The sequence below is a fragment of the Corynebacterium sp. 74A genome (assembly GCF_008930665.1).
GTDB classification, from domain to species: domain Bacteria; phylum Actinomycetota; class Actinomycetes; order Mycobacteriales; family Mycobacteriaceae; genus Corynebacterium; species Corynebacterium megadyptis.
Map to the genome: position 1 here is coordinate 615,221 of NZ_PQMG01000001.1, position 16,043 is coordinate 631,263.

The 16,043-nt window shown below is 60.5% G+C and carries 15 protein-coding genes, 1 tRNA gene and 1 pseudogene; 4 read left to right on the forward strand and 13 right to left on the reverse strand.

Annotated features, from left to right (window positions below; translation table 11 throughout):
* Positions 1–251: 251 nt before the first annotated feature.
* Positions 252–1,127, reverse strand: a pseudogene (gene rsmI, locus GBB11_RS02610) (16S rRNA (cytidine(1402)-2'-O)-methyltransferase); the annotation flags it as partial.
* Positions 1,128–1,267: 140 nt separating this feature from the next.
* Between rsmI and GBB11_RS02615 the strand changes: the two are divergent.
* The gene (locus GBB11_RS02615; RefSeq protein WP_151548935.1) at positions 1,268–2,938 is read left to right on the forward strand and encodes a dolichyl-phosphate-mannose--protein mannosyltransferase; all 1,671 of its coding nucleotides are present in this window, start codon (positions 1,268–1,270) and stop codon (positions 2,936–2,938) included.
* Here the strand turns inward: GBB11_RS02615 and GBB11_RS02620 are convergent.
* The 12 genes from GBB11_RS02620 to GBB11_RS02675 all read right to left on the reverse strand — a co-directional run bounded on the left by GBB11_RS02620 (position 2,935) and on the right by GBB11_RS02675 (position 13,813).
* Positions 2,935–3,648 carry a zf-HC2 domain-containing protein gene (locus GBB11_RS02620; protein ID WP_151548936.1) on the reverse strand — a complete coding sequence of 238 codons (714 nt, stop codon included), beginning with the start codon at positions 3,646–3,648 and terminating at the stop codon, positions 2,935–2,937. The two genes, GBB11_RS02615 and GBB11_RS02620, sit on opposite strands and share 4 nt — an antisense overlap.
* Positions 3,645–4,049: a DoxX family protein gene (locus GBB11_RS02625; RefSeq protein ID WP_151548937.1), complete on the reverse strand. Its 405-nt coding sequence runs from the start codon at positions 4,047–4,049 to the stop codon at positions 3,645–3,647. Before GBB11_RS02625 ends, GBB11_RS02620 begins: the two co-directional genes overlap by 4 nt.
* A gap of 106 nt (positions 4,050–4,155) precedes the next feature.
* A complete protein-coding gene (locus GBB11_RS02630) occupies positions 4,156–4,935 on the reverse strand; it encodes a fructosamine kinase family protein (RefSeq protein WP_151548938.1) in 780 nt (259 codons plus the stop codon).
* A 76-nt stretch (positions 4,936–5,011) separates the two neighbouring features.
* Positions 5,012–5,398 (reverse strand): hypothetical protein, encoded by a 387-nt coding sequence (locus GBB11_RS02635; RefSeq protein ID WP_151548939.1) that lies wholly within the window; start codon positions 5,396–5,398, stop codon positions 5,012–5,014.
* A 318-nt stretch (positions 5,399–5,716) separates the two neighbouring features.
* Positions 5,717–6,136: a hypothetical protein gene (locus tag GBB11_RS02640; protein ID WP_151548940.1), complete on the reverse strand. Its 420-nt coding sequence runs from the start codon at positions 6,134–6,136 to the stop codon at positions 5,717–5,719.
* An 11-nt stretch (positions 6,137–6,147) separates the two neighbouring features.
* Positions 6,148–7,389 (reverse strand): Na/Pi symporter, encoded by a 1,242-nt coding sequence (locus GBB11_RS02645; protein ID WP_225979103.1) that lies wholly within the window; start codon positions 7,387–7,389, stop codon positions 6,148–6,150.
* A gap of 737 nt (positions 7,390–8,126) precedes the next feature.
* Positions 8,127–8,411, reverse strand: coding sequence for a hypothetical protein (locus tag GBB11_RS02650; protein ID WP_151548942.1), 285 nt, complete (start codon positions 8,409–8,411; stop codon positions 8,127–8,129).
* Positions 8,412–9,291: 880 nt separating this feature from the next.
* Positions 9,292–9,364: transfer RNA gene (locus GBB11_RS02655), tRNA-Ala, on the reverse strand.
* A 35-nt stretch (positions 9,365–9,399) separates the two neighbouring features.
* Positions 9,400–10,566 (reverse strand): gephyrin-like molybdotransferase receptor GlpR, encoded by a 1,167-nt coding sequence (gene glpR, locus GBB11_RS02660; RefSeq protein WP_151548943.1) that lies wholly within the window; start codon positions 10,564–10,566, stop codon positions 9,400–9,402.
* A gap of 208 nt (positions 10,567–10,774) precedes the next feature.
* Positions 10,775–11,344, reverse strand: coding sequence for a GNAT family N-acetyltransferase (locus tag GBB11_RS02665; protein ID WP_225979105.1), 570 nt, complete (start codon positions 11,342–11,344; stop codon positions 10,775–10,777).
* A 169-nt stretch (positions 11,345–11,513) separates the two neighbouring features.
* Complete coding sequence (gene glp, locus GBB11_RS02670; protein WP_151548944.1) at positions 11,514–12,806, reverse strand: gephyrin-like molybdotransferase Glp; 1,293 nt, start codon at positions 12,804–12,806, stop codon at positions 11,514–11,516.
* Positions 12,807–12,886: 80 nt separating this feature from the next.
* Positions 12,887–13,813, reverse strand: a complete 927-nt coding sequence (locus GBB11_RS02675; RefSeq protein ID WP_151548945.1) for a UTP--glucose-1-phosphate uridylyltransferase — start codon at positions 13,811–13,813, stop codon at positions 12,887–12,889.
* Positions 13,814–13,882: 69 nt separating this feature from the next.
* Here GBB11_RS02675 and GBB11_RS02680 point away from each other — a divergent pair, with 69 nt between their 5' ends.
* The 3 genes from GBB11_RS02680 to mscL all read left to right on the forward strand — a co-directional run bounded on the left by GBB11_RS02680 (position 13,883) and on the right by mscL (position 15,964).
* Positions 13,883–14,485: a 5-formyltetrahydrofolate cyclo-ligase gene (locus tag GBB11_RS02680; RefSeq protein ID WP_151548946.1), complete on the forward strand. Its 603-nt coding sequence runs from the start codon at positions 13,883–13,885 to the stop codon at positions 14,483–14,485.
* Between the two features lie 68 nt (positions 14,486–14,553).
* Positions 14,554–15,240 carry an SAF domain-containing protein gene (locus GBB11_RS02685; RefSeq protein ID WP_151548947.1) on the forward strand — a complete coding sequence of 229 codons (687 nt, stop codon included), beginning with the start codon at positions 14,554–14,556 and terminating at the stop codon, positions 15,238–15,240.
* Between the two features lie 256 nt (positions 15,241–15,496).
* Positions 15,497–15,964 carry a large conductance mechanosensitive channel protein MscL gene (gene mscL, locus GBB11_RS02690; RefSeq protein ID WP_151548948.1) on the forward strand — a complete coding sequence of 156 codons (468 nt, stop codon included), beginning with the start codon at positions 15,497–15,499 and terminating at the stop codon, positions 15,962–15,964.
* The last annotated feature ends 79 nt before the right edge of the window (positions 15,965–16,043 follow it).

Consider the following 16,043-nt stretch of genomic DNA (forward strand, 5'->3'; position numbering starts at 1 on the left):
CATAGGGTTTCTCCCCTCTCCTCAGAGCTAGCTCAGCATTGGCTTAGAAGCTCCACAGATAGCAGCTTTTCCCCTGTTCAGGGGTGAGTTTGAGCATGCCTGAAGGGCAGCGTCGATAAGCGAAATGTCACAAGACGATAACAATTCGCTCAGACTGAGGCTGATCCACGCTCAGTTGTTGGCTCACTCCCATTATTAGCATCCGCAGCAGAGCCTTCAGCCGCGGCGCTGGGCCCAGTCTTCCTCGCATCGCGCTCGGCGATCACGGCATCATAGAGCTCGTTTTTGGACACCTTATGGCGCTGAGCCAGCTCCTTGGTCACGTTTTTCACCCGCTCTCCCGCGGCAACGCGCTGCACTGCCTGGGCTACCAGCTCCTCCAATGGGGTCGCCGCCGCCCCGGTCGCGCCGGCGATCACCACCGAAATCTCGCCCTTGACACCATTACTCGCCCAGTCGGCAAGCTCCGCCAAACCGCCGCGTTTGACCTGTTCATAGGTTTTCGTCAGCTCCCGACACACCGCCGCCTGCCGCTCGGGGCCGAGAATCTCCGCGGCCTCCTGAAGAGTCGCGGCGATGCGATGCGGGGATTCAAAGAAGCACACCGCCCGCTCTTCTGTGCGCAAACTAGCAAGCCAGGTGCGGCGCGCGCCCGCCTTGCGCGGGGCGAAACCATCGAAACAAAACTTGCCCACCGGCAGACCCGACAGAGCCAAGGCGGTGGGTACGGCCGAGGGGCCGGGCAGACAGGTCACCGCTATGCCCGCATCGTGAGCGGCTTGCACGAGGGGAAAGCCGGGGTCGGATACCGCGGGCATGCCGGCGTCGGTGACCACCAGCACCGAGTGGGCCGCAGCGGCGGCAATCAAGTCCTCCACCCGTGCGCTTTCATTGTGATCGAAATTAGAGATCACCTTTCCCTTGATCTCTACCCCCAGCGCCGCCGCGAGGGAGCGGGTGCGGCGCGTGTCCTCGGCGGCGATAATATCTGCCTGCGCCAAGGCGGCGACCAAGCGCGGCGATGCATCGTAGATATTGCCCAGAGGCGTAGCCGCAATAATCACCCCGCGGGGCAGCGAGTCAGCATAGGTCGGTGGTGCAGGGTGACGCGCGGAGGAGATGCTCATGAGCTCTAGCTTCTCACATCCCGGCGAGCGCCGAGGAAGGCGTACTCTGCCGGGCGCGGCGGCACCGAGCGAGAGGAGTTGGCGGCAATCCCTTTAGCGCCCTTTAGCGGTGTCCGGCTCAACATTTAGACTAAGTAGCCATGAGTTCAGCTTCGGCGAGTGCGCATGGCGCTGTAGAGCCGCCCTCCGATTCCCCAGACCGGCCTCGTGCTGCGGCCCCGCTCATCAATCGTGAGCCCCATGTGGGCTCGACAGCGGTGCGTGGGCGCGCCTGGCGCGGCGGCTCGCTGAGCTCTGAGCTGGTGTGGCGCCGCTGTGACACCCTCATCTTTGTCATCATCGCGGCGTTGTCTTTTTTCACTCGCTTCATCGCCCTGAGCGCCCACACCGCCAGCGGCACCCCCGTGTTCGATGAGAAGCACTATGTGCCCCAGGCATATGACCAACTGCGCAGCATTCACGGCCAGCTCGGCCTGCTCGCGGGCGGCGGGATCGAATCCAACCCGGGCTATGGGCTCGTAGTGCACCCGCCCTTGGGCAAGCGCCTCACTGCGCTGAGCGAAGCGATCTTTGGCTACTCCCCCTTGGGCTGGCGCGTGATGGCTGCCCTCTGTGGCAGCGCCTTGGTGCTCGTCATTATGCTGCTCGCCCGCCGTATCTCCCGCTCGTCTCGCGTGGCCCTCTTCGCCGGAATCATTGCGCTGTGTGACGGCGTCCTCTTAGTTATTTCCCGCTTCGGCATGCTGGACATCTATCTGGTGTTCTTTGTTCTCTGCGCCTGCTACGCCTTTATCCGCGATCGCGAAGAAGTGACCACACGGACCCTTCAGCCCGGCTCGGCACCGCTGCGCTTTGGGCTGCGCCCGTGGCTGCTCGCCTGCGGGCTGTTCTTTGGCTTAGCGCTATCCGTGAAGTGGTCGGGGCTGTACTACATGGCCTTCTTCGGCGTCATCACCGTGTGGTGGGATGCGTGGGTTCGTGCCGGGGCCGGCGATAAGAAGGCCGTGACCCGAACACTATTTCGCGATGCCCCGAAGGCCTTTGTCTACCTCGTCATCCTCCCCGTGGCCTGCTATATCTTCAGCTGGCGCGGCTGGTTCGCCGCAGAGACCTCCTCTTTCCGGCATGCCGCCGAGGAGGGGAAGATTGAGGAGGGTGCGTGGTATGCCTCGCTTCCCGATACCTTGGCGAGCTGGGTGTACTACCACGACAAGATGCTGAGCTTCCATTCCTCGCTCACCAACTCCAATGGCCACGAGCACCCTTGGGAGTCCAAGCCCTTGAGCTGGTTGGCCGCCCTGCGGCCGGTGCTCTTTTATTCCGACACCGATATCGCGTGCGGCGATTCCACCTGCCGGCGCATGATCTTTCTTTATGGCACGCCGATTATTTGGTGGCTGACCGTCCCCGTTCTCGTGTGGGCGATCGTGCAGTTCTTCCTGCGTGGCCGCGGCACCTATCTCATGGTGCTGCTCGGCTTCAGCGCCGGCTATGTTCCATGGCTCTTCTCCTATGATCGCCAAATGTATTTCTTCTACGCCGTGCCGCTCATCCCGTTCATCATCATCGGCTTAGCGTTGATCCTGAATCAGATGTGGGGCGCAGGCACCACGCTGCGACGGCACCCCCTGGCCAGCTCGCATCCGATGGCGCGATTGCGGCTGCACACCTGGCATGTGGGCAGCGTGCTTGCGGTGAGCTATCTCGTTGCGACAGTCGTGTTCTTCGCCATCTACTCCCCCATCTTCTACGGGATGTTGATCAGCGATGACTACTACTTCACCATCATGTGGCTGCGCAGCTGGCGTTAGCGGAGATCGGTGCTCTGCATGGGCATGGCGGATAGTTGCCGCCACGCCAATTCCAGCGCCACCAGTCCTCGATCAGCCAGCCAGTAGCACAGCAGCACCACAGCACTGAGCCCCACCAGTAGCAGCCAGTACACGCTGTCACGATCGATCGCCCCCAACACCATATCGCGGGCGCCAAAGCCGAGGCTGAAGGTAAATAGCGCCCCGTAGACGGGTAAGAGCCCCATCGCGATGCGGGAGCGCCACACCGCGAATACGAGGCCAAAGGCTAGAGCAAACCGCACGGTGGCGCCTTCGACAAGCATCCGCGCGAGATAAGGATCGAGCTCGCTTGCCTCCCATGTCTGTTGCACGGAAGCGGCGGCGGCGAAGAGTTGGATGCCCCAGAACAAAAACGCCAGCGCACAGATCGCCAACAGCACGCGGCTCATGCCCACCCCGATTGCGCGACGTGATGCTTGGCGACGCCGCTGCGGCTCCACCCCAGCGAGAATCATCTCAGAGAGATCGGGAGGGGTTACCCCCGCCCCATCGGAGTCGTCGGCAACACAAAAATTCAGGCTGCGCTTCAATGCCGCGGCCTCGTTGAGAAAGGCCCGGCAGTCGCTGCACTGGGACAGGTGCGCATCGAGCGCGTCATCATTGATGCCGGTGGGTTCGCCGTCCAGACGGGCAGATAGCGCCGCTTGGACTTGTGCGCAGTCCATCATCTGGTGAGCACTCCGTCAATACTGGCCCGGCCCGAGCCAAAGACGATCACCATGATGAGGGCGGTGATGAGCAGCAACACGTATTCAAACCCGCCCGTGCCGACAAATACCCCCGAGTCGAGGTGCACGAAATACAGGGCACCAGCCATGACCAGAGCTAATACGGCCGCGGCGATGGTGGTGAGAAAACCCACCACCAATAAACCACCGCAGGCGAGCTCCGCCATCATGGTGATATAGGCGGAGAGCTTGGGCTGCGGCACGTGCATCGCGCTGAAGGCGCCGATGGTCTCATCCATGCCGTCGATCGCGACCTTCTGCCAGCCATGGGCGATGAAGAGGAAGCCGAGCACGGCGCGCAGGAGAAACAGCGCTGCGTCCCTCATTGCTGGTCTATCCATGGTTTCTAAGACTAACACCCCAGCGCGGCCACGACCGTCTCAATAAAGCCGCGCGATCACAGCGCGCCGCAGTGCCCTCGCGGCGAGGACATAGGGCGCATCCACTTTAGTTCCATAGCGACATCACTGAGCGTGCCGCCTCGCCCAGCTCGCGGCCATAGGACGGGCCGTGGGTGGCTGCGTGGACGGCGAGCGGGTGCATCTGGTGCAGCGGGATGAGCTCCCGCCAGTTCTCCTCGAGCGCGGAGATGCTCTGGTAGCCCTGCACAATCTGATCGAAGAAGGGGGCACCGAATAGCGCCAACATGGCTATATCAGTCAGTGCGGCGCCACCATGTGCGGCGGGATCGATAAGGATGGGACCCTCTGCAGAGAAAAGCAGATTACCAGCCCAGAGATCACCATGGATCCGAGCCACCGGCGGATTATAGTCACTCGCCTCAATGCGCTGGCAGGCGACGAGCACGTCGCGATAGTCCTGCTCAGAGAGAGTTCCCTGCTGCCGCGCGGTCTCGGCAAAGGGCAGTACGCGCTGCTGAGTGTAGAAGCTGCCCCACCGCTCACAGGGCGTGCAGTCTTGGGGTTTCGTGCCGATGAAATTCTGTCCCCGAAACGCCTCGCCACCTGGGGCGGGTGGTGCACCATGCGCTGCTGCTCCAGCGCGGTGCATGAACGCGATCTGCCGGCCCGCCTCATACGCCGCCTCTGCGGTGGGGCGCACCTCGGTGACTCGGGCAGTCACGATGGCTGTTTCTGAGGCATCGAGCACCTCCACGATCGCGGCGGGCGCGCCTTCTTTGAGCCACCTCAGCCCAGCGGCTTCAGCGAGGGCCGCCCCGTGCTCGTTAGGTCTTTTGATGAATACATCGTCTCCGTACGAGTCCATGCCTCCAGCATGCCAAAGATGCACGGCCGGGGTGTGGCGAGCTGTCCCCACCCTCACCTAGCAGCCACGAGTCAGACTAGTCAGTCTCCCCATTGGACGGCTTTGGCGGCAACGTGTTGAGCAAAGCGTCTTCGGCGGACACCCGCGGCTCCTCGCTGGATTCGCTGGATCGCTCGCGATCACGTCGCAGTTCCGCGATCGAGTCTTCTAGGAATTCCAGCACGGAACGCCACTGTACGGCGGTGCGCTGCATGTACTTGTCGAGCTCATCAGTAGCAGCATGCTGATCGGCCTCGCGTAGTTCTTCTTCGGCGGCCTCAACTATGGCGCGCTCTGCCTGAGCTTGGGCCTTGCGTGAGCGCAATTCCGCCAATTCCTTGCGTAAACGGCTTACATATTCCTCAGCCTCGGCAAGTTTGACTTCCAGTCGAGCTTCCAGTTCGGTATCACTTCGTTCACTCATGGATCCGTCTTCCTCACAGCCACCGAGCAGGTGACCTCTCACTGCAATGAAGGCCTGCGCGGCGCGTGGTGCCAGCGCGAACCCTTATTACACAGTTTCGTTCCTGCTTTGATGTTTTTATTCACTGGGAAAAGTGGGGTGCAACCAAGGATACTCCCTCGGTGCCTGATGAGCAGTCCTCATGCCGAGATACTAAGGACCACACACTCGATCGTGTTATTCGTCTCCGCTATAGGTGTTCGTGTCCTCGCGCCTACACCGGCCCCTGAACGGCCAAACCCCAAGCGCTCGTCCATCGCTTGGGGTTTCCCTCAGGTATCAGGGCTCGTGCGTATCGTCGGGGGCAACGTTATCAGTATCGGTGCGAGGCACAGACTGCACCGATGGTGCCTTCTCCGCTGTGCTGCTCACAGCGCCGCTCTCGACGCTTGTCGACGCCGCCTCGTGGTCATCTGACGCTAGCTCCGCGTCTTGGCCCTCGTGGCCAGCGCGCAACTCTGCAATGGCTTCTTCCAGAAACTGCAGCACGGTGCGCCAGTGCACGTGCGTCTGCTGCGCGTACTCATCGAGATGATTGACTGCTTCATGTTGCATCTTCCGTTCAGCAACATCGTCAGGATCATCAGATTTCTTCACAAGAGCAGCGATGTCCTCGCGGATACTTGCTGCATATTTTTCCGCTTCGACGAGCTTGGCTTTGAGCCTTGACTCAAGATCAGGCGCGCTATGTTCGGACATGAATCAGCTCCCTAGAAGAGATTAGTGGCCAAGATCAGCAAGAGGGGGACCACAATGAACACGCCCACGGTCCACAGCACGGCCCAAATCTTGCGTTCTGCGGAGACCCGTGCCAGCGTTTCCGCTCCGCGCGGAGGAAGCCCGCGCAGGAAGGGAAGGCCGAAGATAATCAGGGTGGCGAACACATTGAACAGCAAGTGCACGAAGGCGGCCTGCATAGCCAGGGTGCCCTCCGCGCCAGTGAAGCCGAAGGCGGCAATCAGCGCGGTGATGGTGGTTCCGATATTGGCGCCGATAGTAAAGGGGTAAATCTGTCGCAGCGTGAAGGTGCCGGAGCCAGCCAGCGGCACTGCCAGAGAGGTGGTGGTGGAGGAGGACTGCACCATGATCGTCATGAGCGCGCCGGAGAAAATACCGGTGATGGGGCCACGTCCGATGGCGTTGTGCAGCACATCCTTGGCCTTACCCACCATGAGTACCTTGAGCAGCTTACCGATGTTGTTAATCACGGCGAGGATCAACACAACACCGAGCACAATGAGCAGACCGCCGGTCCACACATCGTTCAAGCCGAGAGCACCAACACCACTCTTGAACAGGTCCGCGAGCGGGGTCGTGATGGTCTTGACGAAGGAACCGATACCACTGAAGACTGCGGCAACGATACCGCCATCCGAACCATCAGTGTGGGCAGCCATCCAATTGGAGCTCTTCTCCAATATGCCGAACATCAGCTCAAGCGGAAGCAGAATAAGCACGGCCATCAGGTTGAAGAAATCATGCACGGTGGCTGCGGCGAAGGCGCGTCGGAAAGCATCCTTATCTCGCGCCATACCCAAGCTGACCAAGGTATTGGTCATGGTGGTTCCGAGATTGGCACCCATCAGCATGGGAATAGCCACTGCCATGGGCAATCCGCCGGCCACAAGACCAACCACGATGGAGGTGGTGGTGGACGAAGATTGAGTCAAGGCAGTGGCCAAAAGACCAATCATCAGGGCCACAAGCGGGTTAGAGGCGAAGGAGAACAGGGCCTCCGCCTGATCACCGGTGGCAATTTTAAAACCGGAACCGATGACCTTCACGGCCGTGATCAGCACGTAAATACCGAGGACCACGCCAATCCAGTCGCGGGCATTGGCTGCGGCCCCCTTCAGCGGAATGAAGGAGAGAGGACTGCGCGGGATAGCGGCATCGCTCTGCACCGCTTCGGAAGCTTCCGTAGCGGTATGTTCACGACTCTTGGTCTGCATGTAGTTCACATATCTCCGTGTTGAGCATGGACGAGGATCTGCACAGAGTAGAAACAACCGACATAACGGCCTCAAGAACCAAAGATGAACAAAGGATGAACACCCGGCAGGATCGGAACTAAAGCACCTGATAGAAGGCTGAAAATAAATTTTCTGTGATCTTAGACGCACCCGCATCGCAACCAGCTCTGCCTACCCCATCAAGTACACCCGTGCCATTAAACTTTTCTCAACCCGCACCCCGCTCACGTGGCGAAAGCCCGCTCACACTCACACACCGGGTGACCTTCTCCGCCTCATGCGGGGACAAACACACGGCCCATGAGCCAAATAAGCGTACCCTAAGAGCCCCCATTCAGTATGCATAACCGTGGGCTCCCCCAGCTGACGCCTTCTCGGGTGTCATTCCAGCGCCTTGTGCGGCCACTCGCCAGATATCTCTGTATCAACGCGGTGCACAATCGTCGTTGTTGGCGCCACTGTGAACGGATAGCTGAACTGGATGCGCATGCTCAATAACCGACATCTTCCCGGATGTTCTCGGTCGCGTGGCCGGCAGAACTGTAATTCCTAGCCCCGGGGAGGCAGCGATCAGTGTGCCTCCACCCTACCGGCGATCGATCCACAACCAAGCACTGCGGGACTCTTAGCCGCAGGTGGAATCAAGCCCAGCTTCACCCACATAGGAAGCCAACGCCACCACGCCCAAAAAGGAGGTGGCGTACAAGAGCGATGGACTAGCACACCGTCATGGTGTCCGGATCAACAGACAACAACTGAGCAAGCGTGGGAAAACCGTAGTCTCCTCTGAAAAGCTGAAGGTTTTCCCGCACGGTATAGGGGATATAGTCGTCCATGCCGTAATCTTTTGCCATAAGCATGTAGAGTTGCACGGCGAAGGTGTAATCACCGTCATCGGCCTCTTCTTGAACCCGAGCCATATCCTCTGGAGATAGCTGAGGGCCCGCCGACATTACGTAGTCGTACACGCTTTTCTGATCATCAAACTTCGGAAAATCCATCAGCGCTACCTTCCCCACGAATCACTCTGCCCCTGCGCTCAAGCCTGCACATGCCGGCGGTCGCCGCCACGTGGTCAGCTCACCAGCAGAAACCTCAAATATCAACCTAGCTCTCTAGCAGTGCCGAGGTGCTCGCTCAATGAGTACCACGTGGCCCCAGCATGCACGTGGGGCGGTGGGGACTCTCACCCCCTGTGGCTCCTTCTTCGCTATACGTGCGAGATCGGTATTAATGAGCGCCGTGCTCTCGTGAGCTCTGATACTCAGCCCACGCACGATCCTCTGCTTCGCGCTCCGCAGCGAGTTCACTAGCGACGTCCTCTTCAGTCCGTTCCACACGGCCACTAAGGTTCAGCTCCGCGTAACTTCGCGGAATGCACGTTGGTGCCGCACTCCCGCTCATAGTTGACCCATCAGTCTCCCATACAATGACTACGGGAAAATCACCAATAGATAGCGGCATGCTGTCAGTCTCCTCGCCATTGTCGACATTGGCATCGAAGAATACGAAGCGGCCCTCACCATGCAGCACTCGATCTTTGAGCTCATGTCCACGAGGGATTAAGCCTTGGGCAATCCTCGTTGCCTGTCGTAGATCTATTGCCATTGCTCTAGGTCACCTCCCACGATATCGAGCAGACCGGCCGTTGGCTCACAATCGTCAATTCTAGAGATCCAAAAATGACGAGGATTCAGATCAGTGGTGTGCTGCTTCGGAGGAATATGGTTCTGCTTAGGTGTGGATCGTGGAACGCACTGCCTTCTGCTCTTTCTCTCACGCCCATATATGACCTTCCCCTGTATGCCACGAAAAACGCCCTCAATCAGCGTGAACACAACAAAACCCCTAGTGGATAACCACTAGGGGAAATGTACTCTGTGGAGCCAAGGAGAATCGAACTCCCGACCTTCGCATTGCGAACGCGACGCTCTACCAACTGAGCTATGGCCCCAGACTGCGTCACAGCAGGGTGAGAGCAAACATACTCTAACTTACGCGACGCGGCTGACCGCCATTGTAGGCCGTTTCGTACTCATCGTAGTAATCGTCGTAGAAATCGGCGCTGACATCCCTGGTGTCGAGGTATTCGAAGTCAGGGCTCTCATCGTCCATGTCGAGGACAACAGCGCCGGGATGGCGCAGGCGCTCGGGCACACCCATCTCTTCGTCCCGGTCCGTGCGAACGCCAAGGCGGGCGCGGCGCAGATGGCGCAGTCGGTGCTGGCGGAGTTGTTGTTCGGCACGTACTTGTTTACGCAGGGCAGAAAGGTAGAGCACAGTCAAGAGCACTGCAGCGACGCTCCACAGCCAGGCCCAGCCCCCAGCAACGACGCCGAGCACAACGCCCAAAAGGACTGCCACGCCTAGGCCGATCGTGGTGCGCTGGCGGCGCTGGTAGCGGGCGTGGGCGAGATTGGCGTCGGCTTCGGGGTCGTACCAGCCGCGGCCGCGTCGAGAAGCAGCAAACTCACGATCCTCATCAGTGGCTTCTACCTCGTGCTCAACGGTGTCATCGGCAGGCGCTTCGGCCTCCGACACCTCGTCTGCGTCCTCATAGTGAGCTGCTGGGTGTAGCAGATCGGAGGGGCCGGTATAGGAGCTGTCGAACTCATAGGCGTCTTCGGCCACAGGAGTGTCCTCCTCGACCTCATCCGTCTCAGCCTCCACAGCGGACTCCTCGGCGGCAGGGGCCTTTGCTGCTACGGTGTCGACGCTTAGTGCCTGCTCGTCCTCGTCGTTGGCAGTCAGCTCCGCATCGGAAGTGTCCCCGCCGGAGGTGTCCTCATCCACCGCTGCATCCGCCTGGGTGTTCCGTGCTGGCTCCAGCTCTCGAACCACGTCGCCATCGACTTCATCCACCACGGGCTCTGCGGTCACGGTGGTGCGACGGGGAGAGTCATCAATTAGGATGTCGTCGGGATCGATTTCCTCTGCCTCCACAGCGGGCTGCGGAGTTTCGGGACGGATATCACGACGCGACCAGCGGGGTCTGGTGGCGCGAGGCAGCTCGCCGGAGCCACCCTCGTAGACCACGCGGGTTTCATCGAAGGCCTTATTGGTGCGACGGATCGGCTTTTGACCTCGGAGTGCAAGAGGTGCAAGAACGAAAAGCCACACCACCACCATGACGGCGATCGCGACTGTACCTGACACTGTTTGAGGACCTTCCTAGCTGAGAATAAGCGTGGAAATCATCGGTGCACCACACAACGATGCGAGTGCACACAAAGCGCACACGGACATCACCGGCGAGCGGAGAGGGGATCCCACTCTTGTCGATACTTAACACTAGTTGTGAATGCTATTGCGGCTGAGACAGCCACGCCGAGTCAGCCCATTATTTATTCCGTACCTACACTGTTTAGAGCACCCGGCGGAGGCGCCGTAGACGCTCTATCGCCGGCACCGCATAGTCCTTGCGCAGGATTGCCACGAGCCAATGGTCCTGCCAACGACCGTTGATATGCAATGCCTCGCGCAGATATCCTTCCTCGCTAAAACCACAATGCTCGAGCACGGCAGCAGAGGCGGGATTGTGGGGAAGGTAGGTGGCGGTCACCCTATTCAACTGCAGGTGGCCGAAGGCGTAGTCCACTCCGAGTGCACAGGCCACGGTGGCGATTCCTCGTCCGGTGTAGTCGCTATCCACCCAATAGCCAATCCAGCACTCGCTCAGGGCGCCCCGTTGAATATTGCCGAGAGTCATCTGCCCCACGAAGCGTCCATCGAGTTCGATCACCATGGGCACGATTTCACCGTTCATGCCGGCCTCTTCCAATATGCGGAAGGTGTCCTTCCACGCGCGAGCGGAGTGCGCCTGCTCCCATGTGCCCTCGACCGTTGGCTCAACCGGCTCAAGAAACTCGCGGTCTTTGATGCGCAAAGCACGCCAGTGTGGACCATCGCTGTAGGCCACGGGACGAAGACGCACCTGCTCGCCTCCAGGTAGGCGAACGGCGATTGTCGCCCGCGGCTCACAGCCACTGGGCGCCACGTGCGCCCGCACGCTATGTCGAACGCGCGTGAACAAACCGAACATAGAGATCGTGTGCTCTTTGAGATCGAAAACTGAGCTGCCGTGGAGTAATGATGCTTATGTCCTAGCGGCCTTGGGCGAGGAAGATCACGTCCACAATATCTCCGGGGCGGATCTCGGTGACGTCTTCCGGAATACGAATAATGGCGTTCGCTTCACTCAACCCTGCCAGCAGGTGCGCTGGGGCACCCCCAGCGCCGGCGAGGCCTTCCACGAGATAGTCCTGAGTCTGAGCATCGCGCATCAGCCGCGCCCGCACGAAGCCGCGACGGCCTGGACGGGAATCCACGTGGTTGAGGGCTCGCGCCCGCACAAAACGACGCTGCGTACTGGTTTTCCCGAGGCTGCGGCGAATCCACGGGCGGATGAAGGTCTCGAAAATCACCAGCGAGCTCACTGGGTTCGAGGGAGTTAAAAATACCGGCGTGCGCTCCTCGCCGAGAACACCAAAACCCTGCACGGAACCTGGGTGCATGGCCACTCGAGTGGTGTCGATATCGCCGAGCTCTCGCAGTACATCCTGGATAGTGCGAGAACTGGCTCCGCCGACAGCGCCAGAGATCACAATCAACTCCGAGCGCAGCGTTTGGCCTTCAATAATCTCCCGTAAGCGGCGTGGTTCACCCGCGGCGATACCCACGCGATGCACCTCGGCTCCCGCTTCCTTTACTGCGGCGGCGAGGGCATAGGAGTTGATGTCATAGACCTGTCCTAGCCCCGGTTCACGGTCGATATCAACGAGCTCCGCGCCAACGGAGATCACCGATACCCGCGGCCGCGGGTAGACCAGCACCTTGGAGCGTCCCACCGCCGCCAACAAACCGATCTGAGCGGGGGCGAGAGTCACCCCGGGGGCGACGGCCACGTCTCCGGGCTGGATGTCTTGGCCCACGCCGCGCACAAATTCGCCCGAGCGCACCGGGCGGGTGGCCACCACGCGCTTCGATCCACGATCGGACCACTCCAACGGGAGCACGGCGTCGGCAAGCGTAGGCAGGGGTGCGCCCGTGTGCACGCGCACTGCTTGTTTGGGCTGGAGGCGCAGCGGACGCTGGGAGCCGGCGGGAACCTCGCCAACCACGGGCATGGATGTTTCCGCCACGGGCTCAGGCGCGAGCTCCGGCACGTCCTCGCCGCCGCGTGAGGGGCGTCGGGATAGCCCGCGCTCGCCGCCAACGTCCACGGCCCGCACCGCATAGCCATCAATAGCGGCCTGCGGGAAGCCCGGAAGCGGCTTGGTGGCCTTGATTTCTTCGGCGCACATCATGCCGAGGGCTTCCGCGATAGCGATCCGCACCGGTTCCGGGGTGGCCGCAAGCGTGGTTATTAGCTCGAGCTGTTTCTCAACCGATCTCACAAGCTCACTAACTCCTTCGGTATCGCGTGTACGGCCAGCGCGGCAGGGCTTATCGGCCCCGTGCTGTGTAAAGAATTATTCTAGCCGCGTCGTTTCTTAGATTCCCGCTCCGCAAGCATCTCTTTAATGGCGCGCTTGAGACCAGGACCGTACTCGGGGTGGTCGAGACCAAAATCCACGCAGGCTCGGATAAATCCGCCTGGGTTACCCAGATCATGGCGCTTGCCTTCGTGAATCACGATGTGCACGGGGTGGCCTTGCTCAATAAGCAGCTCGATGGCATCGGTGAGCTGCAACTCCCCGCCCTTTCCTGGGGGAATGCGGCGCAACGCATCAAAAATCGAACGATCCAGCAAATAGCGGCCCGTGGCCACGAAGTTCGACGGTGCTTCATCAGCATCGGGCTTTTCCACCATGCCCACTACCTTGCGCACACTGCCTTCGCCGCACTCCTCGACGTCGAAGACACCATAGTTCGACACTTCATCGTGCGGCACCTCGAACGCGCACAGAACCGAACCGCCCTTGTCCGCGCGGACCTTCGCCATGTCCGCCATCACGCCCATGGGCATCACGATGTCGTCGGGCAGCATTACGGCCACCACGTCTTCGTCATCATCGAGGACGGACTCCGCCAAGCCCACTGCATGCCCCAATCCCAGGGGTTGATCCTGTTCCACAGGCACGGCGTCGATCAGGGTTTCCGCACGCTCCACCTTGCGCAGTTGATCCATTTTGCCGCGTTCGCGCAGCGTGCTCACCAATTCGGGATAGGGCTCGAAATGGGCGAGCACATCGGATTTTTGTGGCGCGGTGATAATAGCCAATCGAGAAGCGCCCAGCTGGGAGGCCTCTTCAGCGATTAACTCGATACCGGGGGTGTCCACTACCGGCAGGAGTTCCTTAGGGACGCGTTTGGTTGCGGGCAGGAAGCGGGTGCCTAAACCCGCAGCCGGCACAACCACAGTCTTAACAGAGTGTTCGTGATTCTCGATTGGCACGGTCATAACTTTTAAGACTACCTACCTCTGTCCTCACTTCCATGCTTTGACTCTCCGCGTGCCTATGCTGGGGCTATGAGCGCAGAGTCCTCCCCCACCGAGCATGCCCCAGAGAAATCCCGTATCCGCCGCGAGATGATCGCTCGACGCCGCGCGCTGAGCACTGTCGCACGCGAGGCAGCCAATGAAGCCCTGTGCACCCATGTGTCCAATCTCATGATGTCCATTGGTGCCCGACGCGCTGCCGCCTATGTGCCGCTGGCCACCGAGCCAGGCGGCGACGCGCTCGTCCCAGTTCTCGCCTCGTGCCTCGAGCAGCTCTATCTGCCCATTTCCGAGCCGCAAGGACAACTGAGCTGGGCGGAGTTTCGTGGTTTCGAGCACACCCGCACCGGCCCCTATTCCATCCCGGAGCCCACCGGCCCGCGCCACCCGAGCAGTATATTGAGCGAGCTCGACGTCATGCTCGTGCCCGCTCTGGCGGCTACCCCGCAGGGGTGTCGTTTAGGCAAAGGGGGCGGCTACTACGATCGCGCGCTGGCCACCCGCGCGGCGCTTCACCCCCTCGCCGCTGTGCTGCTTTTCGACGATAATCTGCTGCCGCAGCTGCCTACCGAGGACCATGACGCGCCCGTGGACATCATCATCACGCCCTCGGCGATCCGCAGCGTGGAATAGCGCGCTGCTAGCTCACCTGCGGCGAGAATGGGGAACCTAGTGCTAGCGCTGCTGCGTCTATTGGAGATATGAGCTCCTCTCTTGATTCTCGATTACGTTCTTTTACTCAAGCCCTCCACACCCCGAGCTATCATCGCGCCCGCCTGCTGCGCTGGTGTATCGCCGGTCTTTGCCTCGTGGTGGCTGCCGTATCTGCGCTGGCGCCTCTGCGCAGCAGCGACCCCGCCGCGGTGGTACTCAGCCGCGATGTGGCCGCCGGTGAGGAGATCGCCTCTGCCGATCTCATAGTGATCTCCGTGCCCGATCGGCTGCGCCCGGAGGGCGCCTATGCCGCGGTGGAGGATGTCAGCGGCCTTGTGGCGGCCTCAGCACTCCGCACGGGGGAGATCCTGCACCCGGCGCGGGTGCTCGGCCCCGAGCTCACAGCACAGCTCGCCACGGGCTCACCGACTATCCCCGATGCCACGATGGTTCCGATCACCGTGGCCGATCCCGCCGTGGCCGGCTTGCTCCAGCACGGCGATAGCATCAGTATTCTCACGTGGGCCGATAATCGCGAGGAGACGGTGACCATCGCAGAGCACGCTCGGGTGGCGCTGACCCAACCCCCAGTGGATACGGACGCACAGCCGGGCACCATCCTAGTGGTGCTTTCCCAACCAGAGGCGCACGCGGTGGCGGCTGCGGCACTCCACGGCCCCCTCACTGTCGTGGTCACCGGAGCCCGCGCCCGAAAGAACACAGGGATTCCCTAGCAGAGGCGGAACACACGGAGCCTTCATATCCACCCGTAGCGGAAAACCGGCCACTTAACGTATGGATGGGAAACTGGGCTAAAGTACAACCTTGACTTTAAGGCGGTCCCCTAGCGCCCACCACGTACTGCACGCCGGTAGGAACTGGCACTCGCCAAGGGTTCTTGTGTCTATTGCCTTTGCTGCATGCAGTGACGCTTCCTGACACCTGTGCTTTTCGCCCACTCCATCTCTTTATTTTTTAAGGACGCTTTCTATGTTCAAGGGTTTCCGCGACTTCATCCTGCGGGGTAATGTGATCGATCTTGCTGTGGCGGTCGTGATCGGCTCCGCTTTCACGGCCTTAGTTACTGCCTTCTCCGATAACATCATCGAACCGGTGCTGGCGTTATTCGGTTCCACCGATGTCCAAGGTTTTGCCTTCCAGCTCGACGACGATAAGCCCGGTACCGTAGTGAATGTGGGCAAACTCATCACGGCAGCACTGAACTTCCTGATTATGGCAGCCGTAGTTTACTTCCTGTTCGTTGCTCCTATGAACAGATTCCGAGCTCTGCAAGCCGCCCGTAAGGGAGTAACTGAGGATGAGGAAGCTCCCAGTTCTGTGGAAGCAGAGCTACTCGGCGAGATCCGCGATTTGCTCAGAGCTCAAGCCTCGTCCCCCACCGCAGCTCTCGACGGTAGCGTCGAAACGCAGAGCTCTTCTCCAAAGGAGAAGCACTAACACACGTGAGTATTGCGCCTCTGCGCAACTGCTTCTATCACGACGCCGCCACAGCCTAGCACCCTCATGGTGCCGGCTG